16 protein-coding genes and 1 riboswitch are annotated in these 19396 nt (G+C 61.4%); of the genes, 9 read left to right on the top strand and 7 right to left on the bottom strand.

Going from position 1 to position 19396, the window contains the following annotated elements:
* The first annotated feature begins 7 nt into the window (after positions 1-7).
* The 3 genes from QRN61_RS27370 to QRN61_RS27360 are packed head-to-tail and all read left to right on the top strand — an operon-like array spanning position 8 to position 3494.
* Positions 8-1444: a PIG-L deacetylase family protein gene (locus QRN61_RS27370; RefSeq protein ID WP_285376405.1), complete on the top strand. Its 1437-nt coding sequence runs from the start codon at positions 8-10 to the stop codon at positions 1442-1444.
* Entirely contained in the window at positions 1441-2595 is a 1155-nt protein-coding gene (locus QRN61_RS27365; RefSeq protein ID WP_096794737.1) for a glycosyltransferase family 4 protein, read from the top strand. The genes QRN61_RS27370 and QRN61_RS27365 overlap by 4 nt, the downstream gene beginning before the upstream one ends.
* Positions 2596-2609: 14 nt before the next feature.
* Positions 2610-3494: a glycosyltransferase gene (locus tag QRN61_RS27360; protein WP_027611376.1), complete on the top strand. Its 885-nt coding sequence runs from the start codon at positions 2610-2612 to the stop codon at positions 3492-3494.
* Positions 3495-3512: 18 nt separating this feature from the next.
* Here the strand turns inward: QRN61_RS27360 and QRN61_RS27355 are convergent, their stop codons facing one another.
* Together QRN61_RS27355 and QRN61_RS27350 are read right to left on the bottom strand one after the other, a co-directional pair.
* Positions 3513-4730 carry an acyltransferase family protein gene (locus tag QRN61_RS27355; protein WP_096794738.1) on the bottom strand — a complete coding sequence of 406 codons (1218 nt, stop codon included), beginning with the start codon at positions 4728-4730 and terminating at the stop codon, positions 3513-3515.
* Positions 4730-6592, bottom strand: coding sequence for a bifunctional O-antigen ligase/aminoglycoside phosphotransferase family protein (locus QRN61_RS27350; protein WP_115988348.1), 1863 nt, complete (start codon positions 6590-6592; stop codon positions 4730-4732). The genes QRN61_RS27355 and QRN61_RS27350 overlap by 1 nt, the downstream gene beginning before the upstream one ends.
* A 153-nt stretch (positions 6593-6745) precedes the next feature.
* Here QRN61_RS27350 and msbA point away from each other — a divergent pair, with 153 nt between their 5' ends.
* The 4 genes from msbA (at position 6746) to hldE (ending at position 11552) form a co-directional block, all read left to right on the top strand.
* On the top strand, positions 6746-8548 hold the full coding sequence (gene msbA, locus QRN61_RS27345; protein ID WP_285376401.1) for a lipid A export permease/ATP-binding protein MsbA: 1803 nt from the start codon (positions 6746-6748) through the stop codon (positions 8546-8548).
* A gap of 171 nt (positions 8549-8719) precedes the next feature.
* Entirely contained in the window at positions 8720-9424 is a 705-nt protein-coding gene (locus QRN61_RS27340) for a sulfotransferase family 2 domain-containing protein (protein WP_285376400.1), read from the top strand.
* Positions 9417-10028: an adenylyl-sulfate kinase gene (cysC, locus tag QRN61_RS27335; protein WP_096794741.1), complete on the top strand. Its 612-nt coding sequence runs from the start codon at positions 9417-9419 to the stop codon at positions 10026-10028. Before QRN61_RS27340 ends, cysC begins: the two co-directional genes overlap by 8 nt.
* A 102-nt stretch (positions 10029-10130) precedes the next feature.
* Positions 10131-11552, top strand: coding sequence for a bifunctional D-glycero-beta-D-manno-heptose-7-phosphate kinase/D-glycero-beta-D-manno-heptose 1-phosphate adenylyltransferase HldE (gene hldE, locus QRN61_RS27330; RefSeq protein WP_103368225.1), 1422 nt, complete (start codon positions 10131-10133; stop codon positions 11550-11552).
* Positions 11553-11642: 90 nt separating this feature from the next.
* Here the strand turns inward: hldE and QRN61_RS27325 are convergent, their stop codons facing one another.
* The 4 genes from QRN61_RS27325 to QRN61_RS27310 all read right to left on the bottom strand — a co-directional run bounded on the left by QRN61_RS27325 (position 11643) and on the right by QRN61_RS27310 (position 15164).
* Positions 11643-12611 carry a hypothetical protein gene (locus tag QRN61_RS27325; protein ID WP_027611383.1) on the bottom strand — a complete coding sequence of 323 codons (969 nt, stop codon included), beginning with the start codon at positions 12609-12611 and terminating at the stop codon, positions 11643-11645.
* A gap of 31 nt (positions 12612-12642) precedes the next feature.
* Entirely contained in the window at positions 12643-13455 is an 813-nt protein-coding gene (locus QRN61_RS27320; protein ID WP_247269722.1) for an aldo/keto reductase, read from the bottom strand.
* Positions 13452-14627: an NAD(P)/FAD-dependent oxidoreductase gene (locus tag QRN61_RS27315; protein ID WP_247269723.1), complete on the bottom strand. Its 1176-nt coding sequence runs from the start codon at positions 14625-14627 to the stop codon at positions 13452-13454. Before QRN61_RS27315 ends, QRN61_RS27320 begins: the two co-directional genes overlap by 4 nt.
* Positions 14628-14831: 204 nt before the next feature.
* Entirely contained in the window at positions 14832-15164 is a 333-nt protein-coding gene (locus QRN61_RS27310; RefSeq protein WP_003221050.1) for a DMT family transporter, read from the bottom strand.
* Between the two features lie 102 nt (positions 15165-15266).
* Here QRN61_RS27310 and QRN61_RS27305 point away from each other — a divergent pair, with 102 nt between their 5' ends.
* On the top strand, positions 15267-16169 hold the full coding sequence (locus tag QRN61_RS27305; protein ID WP_202369967.1) for a LysR family transcriptional regulator: 903 nt from the start codon (positions 15267-15269) through the stop codon (positions 16167-16169).
* Between the two features lie 11 nt (positions 16170-16180).
* On the top strand, positions 16181-17455 hold the full coding sequence (waaA, locus tag QRN61_RS27300) for a lipid IV(A) 3-deoxy-D-manno-octulosonic acid transferase (protein WP_150369520.1): 1275 nt from the start codon (positions 16181-16183) through the stop codon (positions 17453-17455).
* Between the two features lie 168 nt (positions 17456-17623).
* On the opposite strand, the gene QRN61_RS27295 is transcribed toward waaA, so the two are convergent.
* On the bottom strand, positions 17624-19057 hold the full coding sequence (locus QRN61_RS27295; protein WP_097087093.1) for a TolC family outer membrane protein: 1434 nt from the start codon (positions 19055-19057) through the stop codon (positions 17624-17626).
* 205 nt (positions 19058-19262) lie between these two features.
* Positions 19263-19368: riboswitch (TPP riboswitch) on the top strand.
* Positions 19369-19396: the final 28 nt, after the last annotated feature.

Here is a 19396-nt window from a genome sequence, read left to right as displayed (position 1 = left end):
TCAGCCCATGAGCCGCAAACAGCAACTGCTCAAGCGTCATCGTCGCAATAAACGCATTACCTTGCTGATCGCCCTGAGCGTGTTGATCGCGCTCGGTGTGCTGGTCGCGTGGTGGTTGCCGCTGGTGCTCGCGGTGGTTGGCTGGGTCGCCCATGAAGCGTGGTTTGCCGATCACCTGTTCTATTCGCCGAAAGACGATTACCAGTACAGCTTTCCGCCGTTTACACCGCAGCCGAAGGTGCATTTGAGCGGCGAGCAATTGCGCCTGGACGAGGGTGTGATGCTGGTCGACGAAGCGACGTTGATCCTCGCGGTAAAGGTTAAAAGCACCTGGCTGGGACGGTTCTTTGATCCGCGCGTCGAACTGCTCGGCGGGACGCATCCTGATGCACAAACCTTCGAGCGCGGGGTCAATGGCCTGCGTTACCTGAACCTCAGCGGTCAGGCGCAAGCCTTGGCGCAAGGTCAGTTGCGCTTGCGCGGGCGCTTTTGCCGGGTCTTTGGCGAGCCGGTGCTGTGGGCGCTGGAGCAACCAGACTACCGCCGTCAGCGGGTGATGGTGATCGCCCCGCACGCCGACGATGCCGAGCTGGCCGCCTATGGCTTGTACAGCCAGGCCGACGAAGCCTGGATCGTCACCCTGACCGCGGGTGAGATCGAAGCCGAATACTATCAACAGATGGGCATGAACAAGGTCGAGGCGGCACGGCTCAAGGGCCGGTTGCGTGCCTGGGACAGCCTCGCCGTGCCGCGTTGGGCCGGTGTGCCGCAGGAACACTGCGTGCAACTCGGTTACTTTTGCCTGCAACTGGCGGCGATGCAGGCCGCGCCGAATCAGGCGGTGGGCTCGCGTGAAGCCGACCTGAACGACACGCGCCTGTTTCGTCAGTTGAATCCGTTCACTCTGCCGGGCGATGCCGACGGCGCGCCGACTTGGAACAACCTGCTGGCCGACTTGCGTGAAGTGCTGTTGCGCGCGCGTCCTGACGTGATCGTGCTGCCGCATCCGACCCTCGATCCGCACCCTGACCATATCTGCGCCCAGCAAGCGGTTTTGCAGGCGCTCCAAGGCCTCGACTGGCAGCCGACGCTGCTCGGTTACGCCAACCACTTGCACGACAACGACCGCTGGCCGATGGGCAACACCGGGCAGGGCATTGCCTTGCCGCCGTCCTTCGATTCGGCGGTGCCGATGCAGCCGCTGTGCCTGCCGCTGTCCATCGAGTTGCAACGGGACAAGGCCATGGCGCTGGGCATGATGCATGACCTGCAGCCGCCGGCACCGTTCAAGCGTCGCCTGCGCCGGGTTATCCAGCGTGTGCTCGCCGGGCGGGCTGGGTCGGTGTACGGCGAAAACGAATTTTTTCGAAAAGCAGTCAGGCGCCAGGAGTTGTTCTGGCTACTGAAGCACGGTGAGACAGGCGTCCAGCGGGGAGAGTCATGAGTCAACGGTTCAAGGTGTTGCAGCTGCAACCCGACTACAACGTCAAAGCCCATGACTTTGCCGACCTCGCCGAGCAGATCGTCAAGGCGCTGCCGAGCGATCGCTATGAGATCACCGCGGCTTTCCTGCGCGGCAAACCGGGGCCGGGCGAGCCGGTGAGCCGGGCCGACCATTCGGTGTACTTCGAGTTTTCCGACAAGTCGCTCAAGGGCATGCGCCTGCGGGCGATGTGGCAGTTGTACAAGTTCTGCCGCCGGGAAAAGTTCGACGTGGTGATCTGCAACCGCTTCAAACCGGTGAACATGATGCTGGCGCTCAACCGCTGGTTGAAGGTGCCGCTGTGCATTGGCATCTCCCACGGTTTCGGCGAGTACGATCGCTTTTACCGGCGTCGTCAGACTCAGCGTCTGATCGATCGGCACTGGCGCTTCGTCGGCGTGTCGCCGGCGGTCAAACAGTACCTGCTCGATTGCGATTGCGGCTTTACCGACCAGAACACCTACGCCATTACCAATGCCATCGACATCGAGCAGGCCGAGGGCTTGCAGCACAGCCGCGAAAAAGCTCGCGAGTTGTTGGGTCTCGACCCGAATGTGCGTTTGATCGGTGCGTTGGGGCGGCTGGTGTCGGTCAAGGGCCACACCTATCTGCTGCAAGCCTTTGCCGCACTGAAGGACAAATACCCGAACACCCAGTTGGCGATCATCGGTGCCGGGCGCTTGCAGGCACCGCTGGCTGCCGAGATCGAGCAACTGGGCCTGAGCGGTCGCGCGCACCTGCTGGGCTTCAAGGAAAACGCTCTGCAATACGTGCGTGCGTTCGACATCTGGACCATGCCGTCGCTGGCCGAAGGCCTGGGCCTGGCCTTGCTCGAAGGCATGAGCGGCCATTTGCCGGTGATCGCTTCGAACGTGCCGGCAATGTTGCCGCTGATCGAAGGTGCCGGTGGTCTGGCGATCACGCCCAAGGACGTGCCGAGTCTGGTCGCCGCGCTGGATAACTATCTGGCGCTGTCGGACGACGAGCTCAAGGCCAAGGGCGAACAGGCCTACCGTTATCTGCAGGAACAACACGACATCGAGGTGTTCCGTCAGGAATATCTGGACCTGATCGATTCCGGCCTGGAGCAGGCCCGCAAGGAGCAGCCGTGAGCGAAGAACAAGTCATGAGCGAAGCCAACGCCCTCGTCACCGTGATCATCGCCTCGTACAACCACGGCCCGTACATTGAGGAAAGCATCCTCAGTGTCCTCAACCAGAGCTACAAGAACATCGAGTTGCTGGTGGTCGATGACGGTTCGAAGGACGACAGCGTCGAGCGCATCAGCGCGTTGCAGGCGCAGTACGGCTTCGATTTCCGTGTGCAGCAGAATCAGGGCCTGACCAATACCCTCAACGGCGCTATCGCCCGTTCGAAGGGCAGCCTGATTGTGCCGTTCGGCTCCGACGACATCATGTACCCCGAACGTATTGCCACCCAGGTGGCGTACATGGACGGCAAGCCTGAAGTCGGGATCTGTGCCGGCAATATCGAGCTGATGCACGCCGACGGCAGTCTTTACCCGGAGAAACGTCAGCGCCGCGACGTGCCGTTTCGCCGCCTCGATTTCGACGACATGTTTCTTGAACGCAAGCCGTATCCGCCAGCACCGACGTTGATGATCCGTCGTGAGGCGCTGGAGAAGGTGGGAGGGTTCGATCCGACGATTCGTCTTGAAGACCTGTACATCGAACTGAAGGTGACCCGTGCTGGCTACTTCATCGACGGTTTGAACGTGGTGATGGCGCGCTACCGCAAGCACGCCACCAACTCGTACAAGAATCATCGCTTCATGATCGAGAACATCCTGCGCACTTATGCGCTGTTCAGCGATCATCCGCTGTACGACGAAGTGCGCTTCAAGGCGCTGAACTCGATGTTCCTCAAGACCGCCAATCGCAATCGCAAGCTGGCAAGGGAGCTGCTGGCGCAGATCCCGTTCAAGGCCTGGAACAAGAAGACCTGGCGCGGACTGGGGCGTCTGCTCTTTTCCCCGCTGGAAAAGGACTGAGGCAGCGGTCGCTCGCGCTCAGCGGGCGACCTTCTCCGGCAAGCGCTTTTCGCCCTTCTGACGCTGGCGCAGCCAATGCACAACCTTCTTGCCGGCAGCCATGCCCGGCTGCTCGATATAGAGGAACGTCGCGCTGCTGATCAGAATCAGCAAGCAGGTGCAGACGGCCACCAGGGGCAGGTACACCGCCGTTTCCCGCGCATCGATATTCAGCAGCAGCGGCAGCCGTTGCACCATCAGCCACAGCACGAACCCGTGCAGCAGATAGGTGCTGTAGCTGATCTCGCCGAGCCAGCGAATGCTGCGTGGTTTCAGCGCGCCGAACAGATTATTGCCGGACGCGACGATCACGAAAAACAACCCCAGCAGAAACAGCGGTGCAGTCTTGAACGCCCGACTGAACGCGGTGAACGCAATCACCAGCGCGAGCACGGCGATGATGCTCGCCAGGCGTGACTGGCTCCATGCCACGAGCGCCGGTCGGCGAATCCAGTAGGCGGCGGCGATGCCACCGAGGAAGCTCGCCAGAAAGTGTTTCTTCAGCGAATGTTCCCAGCCGATGACCTGGTACAGCGTGTAGATGCCGATCAGGCACAGCACCACCTGCAACCAGCTGCCGCGGTAGATGAACACCAGCCCGGCCAATGGCAGCGCCATGTAGAAAAACACCTCATAGGCCAGCGTCCAGGTGACGTTGGATATCAGCATGCCGGAGTGGCGGTACTGGTTGATGTCCGGGCGGTCGAACGTCAGCCAGGCGAGGATCTGTTTGAACAGCTCCAGGCCAGGCTCCTTCATTTGCCAGTCCTGCAAGTGGAAGATCGAGACGAACACCAGCAGCATCAGCGGCAGATAAAGCGGATACAGGCGAAATACCCGTGACACGCCGAAGGCCAGCCAGTCATGGTTGCGTCCCTGCGCGAGCAGGCGGCTCCAGAACAGAAAACCGGTGATCATGAAGAACAGCGCGACGCTGCCCTGACCGAGCATCGAATAGAAGTTGCTCGGCGGAAAGTCGATCACCCCGGTGCGCAAGAAGATCCAGGTGATGATCGAGTGGTGCACGAACACACCAAACGCCAGATAGCCACGCAGGCCGTCGATGCTGGCATATCGACTTTCGCCGGAATGCTGCAGGTGCCGAGCGATTTTCGGCACCGCGCGCAACAGCAAGGCGGAAGTGACGATGGCCAGCAGATAGGCTGCCAGCGCAATAAGCGGATTGGTTTCGATCATCAATGAACCCGAGCCGGGGTGTTGCCGGCCAGCACTTGCCTGTGCAGATTTTCAACCGCGGATTTAGACGCCGTCATGGCGTACCCCTGGAGCAACGCATCGAGGTGATCCTCGAACAGCCAGCGTTTGTCGACAGTGTAACGTTGCATATGACGCAAATTGCGTTGGCGCAGGGAAAGACTGAGCGGGGTAGGGTAGATGCGCAGGTCGGCCAGATCGATCAAGCCGAACTCGCCGTCTTCCAGTACCAGTACGTTGCCCAGGTGCAGCGAGCGGAAATAAACGCCTTTCTCGTGCAGTTGCGCCATGAATTTGCCAAAGCGCTCCACCAGCGCCTGGCGCACCGCAGGAGCGGTAATGCTCTGCAACACCTGACGCAGCGTGTGCCCCGGCAACGGCGCGTAATGCACAGCGCTGCTGCCATCGTCGAGACGGTACAGATTCAATATTTGCGGGGTCGGGATGCCCATCTGACGCAGTTGTTCGCTGTTGACCGCGAAACGTTCGGAGTAGGGATTGAAGCTGCCGGAGGTGTACCAGCGGCGACGGCGGAACAGCTTGAGGAAACTGCCGTCGGTCAGGCGCAGGACTTTCGGGCCGAGGCCATCTTCTTCAATGATCTGGGCCGTGCTGCTCATGTGCTCCAGGTCAGCGGTCGCAAGCTTTTGCACCGGCTGGGTCAACAGGCGCCGCGCGCGTTGATTGATGCTCAGCGCCGCGATCAGTGCCAGCGGGATCCACAACAGGAACCAGTGTTCCTTGGGCCGCGAAATGATCCCGCCGCCTTCGGTCAGCCCGGCGCCAATACCGAATACCAGCCAGGTCGAGGCAATGATCAGCAGTGGCTGCACACGCTGGCGCCAACTGCTCAGCAGGCCCCACAGCAGGAAGAACAGCCAGGGCAGCAAGCCGATGATGCCGACGTAATACAGCACACCCAGGATAAAGCTGTGCGGCTCCTGAAAGCTGATGCCGTTACCGGGGTCTACGGCAAGGCTGGCGCTGTAGCCATGACCGATCCATGGATGATCGGCAATCATGTGCAGTACCTTCTGCCAGATTTCCAGACGATAGGAGTCGCCACGTTCGGTGATCATCTGCGAAAACTGCGTAATGACTGCTACGCCGCTCATGACCAGCGCGATCAGTAACCCCACCGAGCGCTTGTTCCAGCAGATGAAACACAGCCACAGCGCCGCCATGGTCAGTGCCACCAACGGCGTCCGGGAACCGGTGCCGATCACGGCCATGAACATGATTGCCATCGCCGGCAAGCTGAGCCACATCATCTGGCGACGTTTGCAGGTCATGGTCACGCTCAGCCAGTAGGCGCTGAAGAAGCCGAACAGGTGCGAGCTGAGCAACGGGTTATCGAAGGCACCACCGCCGATCAGGCGCATGCCCGGCTCATAAACCCGGGCGAACATGAACAGGAAAATGGTCGTGGCAATCAGCGCGACCAACGCGGCGCCGAACAGCAAGGGTTGCAGGATGTCGCTGCGGTAGCGCACCAGCAGGTAGCAGCCGGCAAACAGCAGCAAGGTATGCAGTGGCGGCTTGAACATTCCGCCGAGCGGCTCCCCGCCCGGCCCCCAGGCGAGGCTGAGCAACGCCCAGGCGGCGAACAGCAGGGCCGCGATGAAAATCGGCTCGCGCAGCAGCTCCTTGAGTTCGCGCGGGCGCAGGCACAGCGCGATCAGTGTCGGAATGCTGAACAGGCCATAGAACAACTTGTGATGCAGACTTCGACCCGGCAAGAAGAACAGCGCGCACAGGAGCAGGAAATAACCGGTGGGAAGAATCCACAGGCTAATGAAATCGAAAATCCGATTGGACGTACTGCTGAAGCCGCGAAGTTGCATGCTGTGAGATTCATTCCTGAGGTTGATCGACCATTCGAGTGATGGCTATTTGATGCAGAAGAGGTGCATAACAATAACAGCCTTTCGCCGATTGCCAGAACCCTGAAGAAGCTGTGCTAAAGTCAGCGTCCTTTTTATCGACTTTCGCGTGATATGACCGATTCCAGTCCCGCCGCAAGCCCATCGAGCTTGAAAATCTACTTCCGCCTGCTCGGCTATGTCCGGCCGTACATCAGTCTGTTCCTGATCAGCATCGTCGGCTTTCTGATTTTCGCCTCGACGCAACCGATGCTTGGCTACATCCTCAAGTACTTTGTCGATGGCCTGTCCAACCCTGAAGCGGTGCTGTTTCCTTCCGTGCCCTACCTGCGTGACCTGCAGCTGTTGCAGGCCGTGCCGTTGCTGATCATCCTGATCGCCGCGTGGCAGGGGCTGGGCTCCTATCTGGGCAACTATTTCCTGGCCAAGGTTTCTCTCGGGCTGGTGCATGACTTGCGTGTGCAGTTGTTCAACAACCTGTTGGTGCTGCCTAACCGCTATTTCGACAAGCATAACTCCGGTCATCTGATTTCGCGTATCACCTTCAACGTGACGATGGTCACGGGGGCGGCAACAGATGCGATCAAGGTCGTAATCCGTGAAGGCATGACGGTGATCTTCCTGTTTGCCTCGCTGTTGTTCATGAACTGGAAGCTGACCCTGGTGATGGTGGCGATCCTGCCGCTGATCGCCGTAATGGTGCGCACCGCCAGCAAAAAATTCCGCAAGCAGAGCAAGAAGATCCAGCTGGCGATGGGCGATGTCACGCATGTGGCCTCGGAAACCATCCAGGGTTATCGCGTGGTTCGCAGCTTCGGCGGCGAGGCCTATGAAGAAAAGCGCTTCCTCGATGCCAGCCAGGGCAACACCGACAAGCAACTGCGCATGACTCGCACGGGTGCGATCTACACGCCGATGCTGCAACTGGTGATCTACACCGCCATGGCCGTGCTGATGTTCCTGGTGCTGTACCTGCGCGGTGACGCCTCGGCCGGTGACATGGTCGCCTACATCACGCTGGCGGGCCTGTTGCCCAAGCCGATCCGTCAATTGTCCGAAGTCAGCTCGACCATTCAGAAAGGCGTGGCCGGTGCCGAGAGCATTTTCGAGCAACTGGACGTCGAGCCGGAAGTCGATACCGGCACCGTCGAGCGCGATGCGGTGAGTGGCCGTCTGGACGTGCGCAACCTCAGCTTCACCTACCCTGGCACCGAACGCCAGGTGCTGGACGACATCAGTTTCTCGGTCCTGCCAGGGCAGATGGTCGCACTGGTCGGGCGTTCGGGCAGCGGCAAGTCGACGCTGGCCAACCTGATTCCGCGTTTCTATCACCACGACAAGGGCGAAATCCTCATCGACGATGTGGAAGTCGAACAGTACAAACTGCTCAACCTGCGTCGTCACATCGCTCAGGTGACTCAGCACGTCACTCTGTTCAGCGACACCGTGGCCAACAACATCGCTTATGGCGATCTGGCCGGTGCGCCGCGTGAAGACATTGAAAAAGCCGCGCGTGATGCCTACGCGATGGACTTCATTTCGCAGTTGCCGCAAGGCCTGGACACTCAGGTCGGCGAGAACGGCGTCTTGCTTTCCGGTGGCCAGCGCCAGCGTCTGGCGATTGCCCGTGCGTTGCTGAAGAACGCGCCGCTGCTGATTCTCGACGAGGCCACCTCGGCACTCGACACCGAGTCCGAACGGCACATTCAGGCGGCACTGGATCAGGTGATGAAGGGGCGTACCACGCTGGTGATCGCTCACCGTCTGTCGACCATCGAGAAGGCCGACCTGATTCTGGTCATGGATCAGGGGCGCATCGTCGAGCGCGGCACCCACGACCAGTTGTTGGCGCAAAATGGTTACTACGCGCGCCTCAACGCCATGGGCCTCGATGCCCCGGCCGAAGATATCGCCTGATTCCAGGCCCTGTCCTGTGGGAGCGAGCCTGCTCGCTCCCACCGTCGTTTGTATCCAGACCTTTACCCTTCTTGACCAAACCGGAATAAATCCGGGCACCGCGCTTGTTAAGGTTCCTCAACGAACTCTGACTTCCATCGAGGGGGCCATCCCCGTCGCGCGGGTGCTTTCATGCTGCAACGCTATCTCTGGAAACTGCTGCCCAAGCCACAGCGGGCTTTTCTGCTCGGGCGCCTGTCGGTGGTCGATCGGCAGGTGGTGAACAAGTCGATGTCGGCCAACCTGACGTTTCCTCAGGCCTTCCAGCAGCGCTCCTGCCTGTTTATCCATGTTCCGAAATGCGCCGGCAGCAGCGTTTGCACGGCGCTGTTCGACGGCTGGCGACCCGGGCACTTGCCGCTGTATTGGTATGAAGAGCAGTTTCCCGAGCAGTTCGCCAACGCCTTCAAGTTCGCTTTTGTTCGCGACCCGCTGGAACGCGCCTATTCGGCCTACGCCTTTTTGCGTGGCAACGAGTTGAGCGCGCGTGACCATATGGCGCAACGGTTGGTGCGGCAGTACCGGGATTTCGACGCTTTTGTCGCGCGCTGGCTGCATCCGGAAACGATTGCCCGGCAATTGCACTTTGCCGCGCAGACCGACTTTCTGACGGACTCGCTGGGGCATCTGGCGCTGGACTTCATCGGTTATCAGGAACACCTGACGCGGGATTTTCGTCTGGTTTGCGAACAGTTGGGGCTGACTGGCAAGTTGCCTCACGTCAACGGCTCGCGGGAACGGCAATCATTGCCGGCGCGGGAGTTCTGTACGGTGCGCACCCGGCGTCTGGTGCGTCGGGTTTATCAGCGTGATTACGAGTTGCTCGGGTATGAATGAGTCCCTGTCACTGCCGCTACAGACGCTCGCCATTCGGCCTTACGGTCTGGCGCTCTCGCACCAGGCCCGGGCAGCGCTCAAGGCACAACACCCACGCTGCGTGTGGTTGACCGGATTTTCCGGCGCCGGCAAGTCAACCCTGGCCAATGCCCTCGAACTGCACCTGCATGCGTCGGGTCTGCACACGTTTTTGCTCGATGGCGACAATGTGCGCAATGGCCTGTGCCGCGACCTGGGCATGAGCGACCTCTGCCGCCGGGAAAACATCCGGCGTATGGCCGAGGTGGCGCGGTTGATGGTCGACGCCGGGCTGATTGTGATCGTTGCGGCCATTTCGCCGTTCCGCGCCGAACGCGACGCCGCGCGCAGGCTGTTTGCCCAGGATGAGTTCATTGAAGTCCACGTCAGCACTTCGCTCGAAGTCTGCGCCCGTCGCGATCCGAAAGGTTTGTATCAGGCCGTACGGGAAGGGCGGATCACGCACTTTACGGGCGTGGACAGTCCTTACGAAGCGCCATTGGCAGCCGAGTGGCAAATCGACACCGAGGCGCTGGAATTGTCCGAAGCCTGTGGACAACTGGCGGCACTGGTGCTCAAAAAATGAGCAAAGTAACGGACTGTTTCATCCTGTTGCAGGCTGCACGCAAGCCTGCGCCAACCCTGTGTTAATATCGCGCCCCTGTTCATTTTGTATGTGGGTTGCTCCATGAAGTTGTCCATGCCGCGATTCGATCAAGCCCCAGTCTTGGTGGTCGGCGATGTCATGCTCGACCGTTACTGGCATGGTGGAACCTCACGGATTTCCCCTGAGGCACCGGTACCGGTCGTAAAAGTCGAGCAAATCGAAGACCGCCCGGGCGGTGCTGCCAACGTTGCCTTGAACATTGCCGCGCTGGGCGCGCCGGCGTCACTGGTCGGTGTGACCGGCGACGACGAAGCCGCCGACAGCCTGAGCAACAGTCTCAAGGGCGCGGGCGTGCGTGCCCTGTTCCAGCGCATTGCGCATCAGCCGACCATCGTCAAACTGCGGGTCATGAGCCGGCACCAGCAGTTGCTGCGTATCGACTTTGAAGAACCGTTTGCCACCGATGCGCTGGCCCTGGCCTCGCAGGTCGATGATCTGCTCGAAGGCATCAAGGTGCTGGTGCTGTCGGACTACGGCAAAGGCGCGCTGAAAAACCATCAGGCCCTGATTCAGGCGGCCCGTGCCAAAGGCATTCCGGTGCTGGCCGATCCCAAAGGCAAGGATTTTTCGATCTACCGTGGTGCGAGCCTGATCACGCCGAACCTCAGTGAATTCGAAGCCATCGTCGGCGGTTGCGCCGATGAGCACGAACTGGTGAGCAAGGGCGCGGCCCTGATGCACGATCTCGAACTCGGCGCGCTGCTGGTCACCCGTGGTGAACACGGCATGACCCTGCTGCGTCCGGAGCATCCGGCGCTGCATTTGCCGGCCCGTGCCCGTGAAGTGTTCGACGTGACCGGTGCTGGCGACACGGTGATTTCCACCCTGGCGGCGGCGATCGCTGCCGGTGAAGAACTGCCGCACGCGGTGGCGCTGGCCAATCTGGCGGCGGGCATCGTGGTCGGCAAACTCGGTACTGCGGCGATCAGCGCCCCGGAACTGCGCCGCGCGATTCAGCGTGAAGAAGGTTCGGAGCGTGGTGTGCTAGGTCTGGAACAGCTGGTGCTGGCAGTGGCCGATGCCCGTGCGCATAACGAGCGCATCGTCTTCACCAACGGCTGCTTCGACATTCTGCATGCCGGGCACGTGACCTACCTCGAGCAGGCGCGCGCCCAGGGCGACCGTCTGATCGTGGCGATCAATGATGACGCCTCCGTCAGCCGCCTGAAGGGGCCGGGACGTCCGATCAACAGTGTCGACCGACGCATGGCGGTACTCGCCGGCCTCGGTGCGGTGGACTGGGTGATCAGTTTCCCGGAAGGCACCCCGGAAAACCTGCTGCGCGAGGTCAAGCCGGATGTGCTGGTCAAGGGCGGTGATTACGGTATCGATCAGGTCGTCGGCGCCGATATCGTCAAGGCTTATGGCGGCACGGTGAAAGTGCTGGGTCTGGTGGAAAACAGCTCGACCACGGCGATCGTAGAGAAAATCCGCGGTAACTGATTCAAGCTAAAAAGATCGCCGCCTGCGACAGCTCCTACATTGGAATGCGTTTCCCTGTAGGAGCTGCCGCAGGCGGCGATCTTTTGCTTTTCAGGAACTGACTTTCTTGCGTGGCACGATCTTCTTCAGCAATTGCCTGGCCTTGCCGCGCAACCGCGCCAGTCCCGTGGGTTTCTCCGGCGGGGTCAGGCCTTGTTGGCGTAACCAGTCCTTCCAGCGAATCCGCTCGTCACGCACCAGCCAGCCATCCTGTCTGGCAAAGCTTTCGGCCAGATACAGACCGCGCGTGCCCGCCGGAGACAGCTGACCTTTCTTCAAGGTATACAGCTCGGCCAGCGGTTCGCCGTCCTGCAACGGCATCAGATACAAATCCGGGCGCTTGCGGTCCAGTCGCGCCACCAGTTGATCACCTTCCAGGCGTTCATCGACGTGAAACAGACTCAGGGATTTGGCTTCCTTTGGCACGTCCAGGCGCAAGTCATAGATAAGTTGCAGCGATGCTGTCGGCAGATGCACGTAGGCCCGTGGTCGTTCGAGCAATTGCAGATTGGCGCAGCGCACCGGCCGCGCCGAGCCGGACTGCGGCGTCAGGCGAAACGGCAGGGCCTCGCGATAATGCAGGGCGGAGGCGTAGGGCGCCGGTAGCCAGGTGTCGTTGAAGCGTCCGCCGAGCCAGCCTTCCGGGGTTTCCAGCAGGCACTCTTCGGCAATTTCCTGAATCGCCGTGTGCAGCGGGATGTTCAGTTCTTGAGCAGGCACGTAACCGGAAATCAGCTTGAGCACGACGTCCCCGCGATCCTGCCGACGCTGGCGCACCAGCACCCAGTAATCGCGATTCTGCCAGTGGAGGGTCAGGCGCACCGAGACCCCGAGGTTGGCCAGTTCCACCGCAAAGCGCTCGGCATCCGCCACGCTCACCGGTTTGCGCCGCTGCAGGGTCTGGGCGAAATTCAGCGGCATGCCGACGCTCTGATACGTCAGGCCTTCGGGCGTGGCCTCGACGAACAGCGGCAGCGTCTTGAAGTTGCTCGGGTTCTTTCTGATGAGCGTGCGCGGCATGTCGGCTCCTGCTTAAGGCCGCGGGGCGGCGTCAGTGACCACGAAGGACCTGGGCAACGGTCGCAACGTTATGGGCGAGGTGCAGCGGATTGATCGTCCCGACAATAGCACTGGCCACGCCGGGCTGCTGGAACAACAACTCGAAGCTGGCGCGCACCGGATCCACGCCCGGACTCAGGCATACGTGGCCGCTGGCCAGGGCTTTTTTCACCAGAATGGCTTTGCCGTGGGCAGCAGCATAGTCAATGACTGCCTTCTCGTTCTGTTCGTTCAGATTGTAGGTGACCATCGCGCAGTCCCCTTGCTCCAGCGCCTTGAGTCCACCTTCGACGGTTTTGCCGGAGAAGCCGAAACCGCGAATCTTGCCCTCGGCCTTGAGTGCAGCGAGGGTGGCGTAGACCTCCTCGTGTTCGAGGATCGCCAAGTCGTTGCCGTCGGAGTGCACCAGCACCAGGTCAATAAAATCGGTTTCAAGACGTTGCAGGCTGCGCTCCACCGACATCCGCGTGTGCGCCGCACTGAAGTCATGGCGCGACAGGCCGTCGGCAAACTCTTCACCGACCTTGCTGACGATTACCCAGTCCTGCCGCTGGCCGCGCAACAACGGGCCGAGGCGTTCTTCGCTGCGACCGTAGGCCGGGGCGGTGTCGATCAGGTTGATGCCCAATTCGCGTGCCTGCCTGAGCAGCATGCGCGCGGCATCGTCATCGGGAATCTGAAAACCGTTGGGGTATTTCACCCCTTGGTCGCGACCCAGTTTGACCGTGCCCAGGCCCAGCGGCGAGACCGTCAGGCCGGTGCTGCCCAGTGGGCGATGCAGTTCGTGCAGGGTCGCTACGCTCATGGCAACAGTTGCTCCCAGGCCGGTACGCCCATCGGTGGTTTTGGCAGTGTCGGCAATGGCTCGGCAGCTTGCGGCTGGATGCCGTCGCGCTCCAGCGCAGCGATGACCCGGTCAGCGAAGTCCGGTGCCAGTGCGAGTTTCGTCGGCCAGCCGACCAGCAGGCGACCCTCCTCGGCGAGGAAGGCGTTGTCCGGACGGCTCAGGCCGGTTTGCAGCGGCTCGGCGCGGTCGACGCGCAAGGTCGCCCATTGCGTGGTGCTGAGGTCGATCCACGGCAACAGCTGTGCGATCTCCTTTTGCGCCGTGGCGATCTGTTCGGCAGGTTCGCGGGCCACGCCTTCGCTTTCGGCGATGTCACCGCCCATGTACCAGACCCACTGACCGTCGGCGGCCGGGTGCGTGGTCACGGTGATGCGCGGTTTGGTGCCGCCGCCCAGGCAATGGGCGTACAACGGTTTGAGGCCCGGGCCTTTGGCGATGATCATGTGCAGCGGTCGGCGTTGCATCTGCGGATGGGTCAGGCCCAGGTCTTCCAGCAATCGGGCAGTGCCGGCGCCGGCACTGAGGACGATGCGTTGGGCGTGGATTTCGCGACCGTCGACCTTCAGGCCGACCAGCACACCGGCTTCCAGCAGCGGCTCGATGGTTTGCCCGGCGAGCAGGCCGTCACCGGCCAGATCGGCCAGGCGCTGGATCAGGCTCGGCACGTCAACCACCAGTTCGGCGAGGCGATAGACCTTGCCCTTGAAGCGCTTGTCTTGCAGGGCCGGCGGCAGTTGATCGCCCTTGACCTGATCGACCCGGCCACGCACGGCTTTGCTGGCGAAGAAACTGGTGAGGTTGCCGGCGAGGGTGCCGGGCGACCACAGGTAATGCGCTTCGGACAACAGGCGCACGCCGGACAGGTCCAGCTCGCCGTTGCCGGCCAGCGCTTCACGCCAGCGGCGCGGCATGTCGGCGATGGCTTCCGAGGCGCCGGTCAGCGCACCGTGCAACGCATATTTGGCGCCGCCGTGAATGATGCCCTGGGACTTCACACTCTGCCCGCCACCGAGGCTGGCACTTTCCACCAGCACGGTCGAAAAACCCTGACGGCGCAGACGCGCGTTCAGCCAGAGGCCGGCGACACCAGCGCCGACAATCAGAACGTCGGTGGAAATAACGGATGGCATGCAACGACCTCAGTGTTCAAGACGAGGGCGCAGTATACAGACTCGGGAAAGAGCGGGATTTGTCGATGATCAACAGGGCAGATGCAAAACCAAATGTGGGAGCGGGCTTGCTCGCGAATGCGGTGTGTCAGTTAACAGAAATATTGTTGCCACACCGCCTTCGCGAGCAAGCCCGCTCCCACAGGGGATTTGCGTTACTGTAAATCAGTGCCCGGCAGTCTTGGAGAACAGCTGGATGACCACCACGCCGAGCACGATCAGCGCCATCCCGAGCATCGCCGGCACGTCCAGCTTCTGCCCATAAATGAACAGCGCTGCGACGCTGACCATGACGATGCCCATGCCCGCCCACACGGCGTAGGCGACTCCCACCGGCACGGTGCGCACCACCAGCGTCAGCATCCAGAAAGCAATCCCGTAGCCGACGATCACCAGAATCAGCGGCAGCGGGGTGCTCAAGCCTTTGACCGCTTTCATCGAAACGGTGGCGATCACTTCGGCGCAGATGGCGATGGCCAGAAAGGCGTAGGCGTTCATGTGTAGATCCTCATGTAAAACGTTGCTTGCTGAGGCGGCATTCTAGTCGCTCGCCAGATGGGGTAAAGTCATTACCTATCTGTTTTGAAGATGGATTGCAGCATGAATACCCTGTGGAATCTGGAACAACTGCGCGCCTTCGTCAGCGTCGCCGAACAGCGCTCGTTTTCTGCCGTGGCGCGCCAGCAGCGCAAGGCGCAGTCGGCGATCAGCAGTGCGATTGCCATGCTGGAGGACGATTTGGGCGTCAGCCTGTTCGAGCGTAGCAGTGGTCGCCAGCCGCGGCTCACCGAAGCGGGGGAAGCACTGCTCGAAGAGGCGCGGGAGGTGTTGCGCCAATGCGAGCGCCTCAATGGTCGGGCAATGGCGATGATGCGCGGCCAGGAAGCGCAGCTTCGAGTTGCTCAGGATGAGGCGATGCCCTATCAGGCACTGGTGGAAAGCTTCGACGCGCTGGCCGAGCAATTTCCCAGCCTCGAAGTGCAGCTGACCAGCGCCGCCCAAGGTGAAGTCGCACGCAAACTGGTGGAGCGTCGCGCCGATCTCGGCCTGCTGTTCTATCACGATGAAATTCCCGAGGCACTGGAGCGCCGGGTATTGGGCCGGGTGGAAATGGTCACGGTCTGCGGGATCAACCATCCGCTGGCAACGCAGTCCTATGTCACCTGCCAGCAACTGGCACAGCATCGGCAATTGCTGATGTCGACGCAAACCAGCGTCTACCCCGGCAACGAACCGGCCAGTCCGCAGGTGTGGCGCGCTGACAGTTTCTATGTGATGGCCGAATGGCTGGTGCGGGATCTGGGCTGGGCCTGGCTGCCCCGGCATGTGGTGCAGTATTCGGCCTATCAGGGGTTGATGGTCGAACTGGACAGCGAATGGACCCCGCCGGCGTTGGTGGTGGAGCTGGTCTGGCGCCGGGATGAACCCCTCGGCCCGGCTGCGCGCTGGCTGGCCGAACGTTTTGCCGTGCACTTGCGGGCGATTGGCGATAAAAGTCGATAAACTCCGCCGCCATGAATAGAACTCTCTACACCGCGCTGTTTTACCTGGGGCTGCCATTGGTGGCGATTCGGCTGTGGCTGCGCTCGCGCAAGGCCCCGGCGTATGCCAAGCGGATTGGCGAGCGCTTCTCCTACGGGATGCCGCGACTGCAACCCGGCGGGATCTGGGTGCACGCGGTGTCTGTGGGCGAAAGCATTGCCGCCGCGCCGATGATTCGCGCCTTGCTGCAGCGTTATCCACAGCTGCCGATCACCGTGACCTGCATGACGCCGACCGGATCGGAACGGATTCAGGCGTTGTTCGCCGGCGAACCGCGCATCCAGCATTGTTATCTGCCCTACGACTTGCCGTGCGCAGCGGCGCGTTTTCTTGATCACGCCAAACCGAAACTGGCGGTGATCATGGAAACCGAACTCTGGCCCAACCACATCCATCAGTGCGCCAAGCGCGGGATTCCGGTGGCGCTGGCCAACGGCCGGTTGTCCGAACGATCGGCCCGGGGATATGGCCGTTTCACTAAGCTGACCGCGCCGATGCTCGCTGAAATGAGTTTTTTCGCGGTGCAGACCGAGGCTGAAGCCCAGCGCTTCCGCGATCTCGGCGCGCGTCCGCAGGCGGTCGAGGTCACTGGCTCGATCAAGTTCGACCTGACCATCGACCCGCAACTGCTGCAGCGCGCCCATGAGTTGCGCGGCCAATGGCAGGCGCTGGAGCGCCCGGTGTGGATCGCTGCGAGTACCCACGAAGGCGAAGACGAAGTGGTGCTCGACGCCCATCGCCGGCTGTTGGCGAACTACCCGAATGCATTGCTGATCCTGGTGCCGCGCCATCCCGAGCGCTTCAACTCGGTGTTCGAGTTGTGCCAGCGTGAAGGCTTTGCCACGGTGCGCCGTTCCACCGGTGCCAACGTCGAAGCGGACACTTCAGTGCTGCTCGGCGACACCATGGGCGAGCTGCTGTTTCTCTATGCGCTGGCTGACAGTGCTTTCGTCGGCGGCAGCCTGGTGCCCAACGGCGGGCACAATCTGCTGGAGCCGGCGGCCTTGGCCAAACCGGTGCTCAGCGGCCCGCACCTGTTCAACTTCCTCGACATCGCCGCGCAGTTGCGTGAAGCCGGCGCGCTGGCCGAAGTGGATGATGCCGAAGGGCTGGCGGTGGAAGTGCAGCGTCTATTCGAATTGCCGCGCGATGCCCAGCGCATGGCCGAGGCGGGACTGGCGGTGATGCGGCGTAATCAGGGGGCGTTGCAGCGGTTGCTGGATGGGCTGGGCCGATTGATCAAGTAGTCGCCTGGAACATTTATTGTGGTGAGGGGATTCATCCCCGATCGGCTGCGCAGCAGTCGTTAACCCTGCTTGCCATATCTGACTGAATCACCGCGGTGAATGGTTTTGGGGCTGCTACGCACCCCATCGGGGATAAATCCCCTCGCCACAGGGGATTTTCCAGATTGTTTAGGGGCGCGCCTTGAGCTGTGCTTCCGCTGCCTTGGCCAGATCCGGTGGCAAGAAGTCCTTGTCCGGGTTGTAGTCGGCCTTCAGATAGCGCGCCAGGTCCTGCAAGTCACCCGGATTCAACGTTCCTGCCGCCTGCTTCAAGCGCAGGTTGTCGAGGATGTAGTCGTAGCGGGTGTTGTTGTAGTTGCGCACCGAGGTGTACAGCTGACGCTGCGCGTCGAGCACGTCGACGATGTTGCGCGTACCCACCTGATAACCGATTTCCGTGGCTTCCACAGCGCTCTGGTTGGAGATGATCGACTGGCGACGCGCCTGCACCTGCTCGACATCGGTGTTCACCGCGCGGTGCAGGTTGCGGGTGTTTTCCACCACTTGCCGGCGCAGGGATTCGCGCTGTTGCTCGCTCTGATCCAGTTGCGCATAGGACTGGCGCACTTGCGAACTGGTCAGCCCGCCGCTGTAGATTGGAATGTTCAGTTGCAGGCCCAGGGTGCTTTGCTCGACGTTGCCACTGTACGGCGTACCAAAAGCGTTCGGGTTGGCGAAGCCGAGGGCGTCGTTGTCACCCTTTTCGTATTTGGCCACGGCATCGAGGGTCGGCAGGTGACCGGCCTTGCGCTGTTTGAGGGTCTGTTCGGCGGAGCTGACCGCAAAGTTGCTCGCCAGCAGGTTGAGGTTCTGTTTACCCGCGGTGTCGACCCAGGCCTTGGCGTCGTTTGGCGCCGGCGGCAGGATCGGCAGCGTGTGGACGATGCCCTGAATCGAGTTGTACTGACGGTTGGTCAGGGTGATCAGCGCTTCGAACGCATCGTCGACCTGACGCTGCGCAACGATGCGGTTGGCGCGCGCGGTGTCGTAGCTGGCTTGCGATTGCAGGACGTCAGTCTTGTCCGACAGGCCGACATCGAAGCGCTCGTTGGACTGGTCGAGCTGACGCTTGAACGCGGCTTCTTCAGCCTTGGTCGAGGCCAGGTTGTCCTGACTGCGCAGCACGTTGAAGTAGCTTTCAGCCGATTGCAGGATCAGGTTCTGCTCGGTGGCCGACAGCTGCAGCGCGGCTTGTTCGTTGACGTCCTTGGCGGCCTGGTACTGGAACCAGCGGTCGGCGCGGAACAACGGCTGGGCGAGGGTCGCCTGATAGGAATGCGCGCTGCGATTGGCAATGGCTGAAGGCTGGTCGATCGAGGTGCGCACGTCCGCCACTTCGGCGCCGCCGGACAGGTTAGGCAGCAACCCCGCGCGGGCCTGCGGCACCACTTCTTTCTGGGCCCCGTACTGGGCGCGGGCGGCGGCCAGATCGGCGTTGTTGTCGACGGCTTCCTGATAGACGCTGACCAGATCGGTCTTGGTCGACAAGGGCGCTTCTGCTGCCCAGGCCATTGCGTTGGACGCACAAGACACGGCAAGAGCCAGTGAAAGTTTGCGCAGCATGAGGCGATCCCTAGCAAAAATATTACGGAAATAATGTGCGCGCCAAGGCTACGGCGCGGCCCCGGCAGCGTCAAGGCGCGCAGGGCACAGCGAGTGTAGTTGCGCAATCGTGCGGCAACAATCCTGCAAGTCCCGGTAATTGCGCCATTCATCATGGTGTTTGCCGCGGTGTTGGCGTTCTTTGCCGGTTGTGTCTAGACTGGCCGGGTTCTTGTCGGGGTGCCTTGCTATGAGGCTGAGATCGAATAATTTCGGATCCCGTTGAACCTGATCAGGTTAGCGCCTGCGTAGGGAACAAGATTTCTCGTCACCCGGCGAGTCCTCTTGTGCTTCGTCCGG

The sequence above is a fragment of the Pseudomonas sp. lyk4-TYG-107 genome (genome assembly GCF_030209055.1).
Lineage (GTDB): Bacteria > Pseudomonadota > Gammaproteobacteria > Pseudomonadales > Pseudomonadaceae > Aquipseudomonas > Aquipseudomonas putida_A.
Note: the sequence above shows the minus strand (reverse complement) of the source record. Positions and strands in the feature narration are given on the sequence as shown.

What these genes read in the sequence shown, in the direction of transcription:
- QRN61_RS27370 (WP_285376405.1), top strand. Translation starts at nt 8, where the DNA reads ATGAGCCGCAAACAGCAACTGCTCAAGCGTCATCGTCGCAATAAACGC.
- QRN61_RS27365 (WP_096794737.1), top strand. Translation starts at nt 1,441, where the DNA reads ATGAGTCAACGGTTCAAGGTGTTGCAGCTGCAACCCGACTACAACGTC.
- QRN61_RS27360 (WP_027611376.1), top strand. Translation starts at nt 2,610, where the DNA reads ATGAGCGAAGCCAACGCCCTCGTCACCGTGATCATCGCCTCGTACAAC.
- QRN61_RS27355 (WP_096794738.1), bottom strand. Translation starts at nt 4,730, where the DNA reads ATGATCGAAACCAATCCGCTTATTGCGCTGGCAGCCTATCTGCTGGCC.
- QRN61_RS27350 (WP_115988348.1), bottom strand. Translation starts at nt 6,592, where the DNA reads ATGCAACTTCGCGGCTTCAGCAGTACGTCCAATCGGATTTTCGATTTC.
- msbA (WP_285376401.1), top strand. Translation starts at nt 6,746, where the DNA reads ATGACCGATTCCAGTCCCGCCGCAAGCCCATCGAGCTTGAAAATCTAC.
- QRN61_RS27340 (WP_285376400.1), top strand. Translation starts at nt 8,720, where the DNA reads ATGCTGCAACGCTATCTCTGGAAACTGCTGCCCAAGCCACAGCGGGCT.
- cysC (WP_096794741.1), top strand. Translation starts at nt 9,417, where the DNA reads ATGAATGAGTCCCTGTCACTGCCGCTACAGACGCTCGCCATTCGGCCT.
- hldE (WP_103368225.1), top strand. Translation starts at nt 10,131, where the DNA reads ATGAAGTTGTCCATGCCGCGATTCGATCAAGCCCCAGTCTTGGTGGTC.
- QRN61_RS27325 (WP_027611383.1), bottom strand. Translation starts at nt 12,611, where the DNA reads ATGCCGCGCACGCTCATCAGAAAGAACCCGAGCAACTTCAAGACGCTG.
- QRN61_RS27320 (WP_247269722.1), bottom strand. Translation starts at nt 13,455, where the DNA reads ATGAGCGTAGCGACCCTGCACGAACTGCATCGCCCACTGGGCAGCACC.
- QRN61_RS27315 (WP_247269723.1), bottom strand. Translation starts at nt 14,627, where the DNA reads ATGCCATCCGTTATTTCCACCGACGTTCTGATTGTCGGCGCTGGTGTC.
- QRN61_RS27310 (WP_003221050.1), bottom strand. Translation starts at nt 15,164, where the DNA reads ATGAACGCCTACGCCTTTCTGGCCATCGCCATCTGCGCCGAAGTGATC.
- QRN61_RS27305 (WP_202369967.1), top strand. Translation starts at nt 15,267, where the DNA reads ATGAATACCCTGTGGAATCTGGAACAACTGCGCGCCTTCGTCAGCGTC.
- waaA (WP_150369520.1), top strand. Translation starts at nt 16,181, where the DNA reads ATGAATAGAACTCTCTACACCGCGCTGTTTTACCTGGGGCTGCCATTG.
- QRN61_RS27295 (WP_097087093.1), bottom strand. Translation starts at nt 19,057, where the DNA reads ATGCTGCGCAAACTTTCACTGGCTCTTGCCGTGTCTTGTGCGTCCAAC.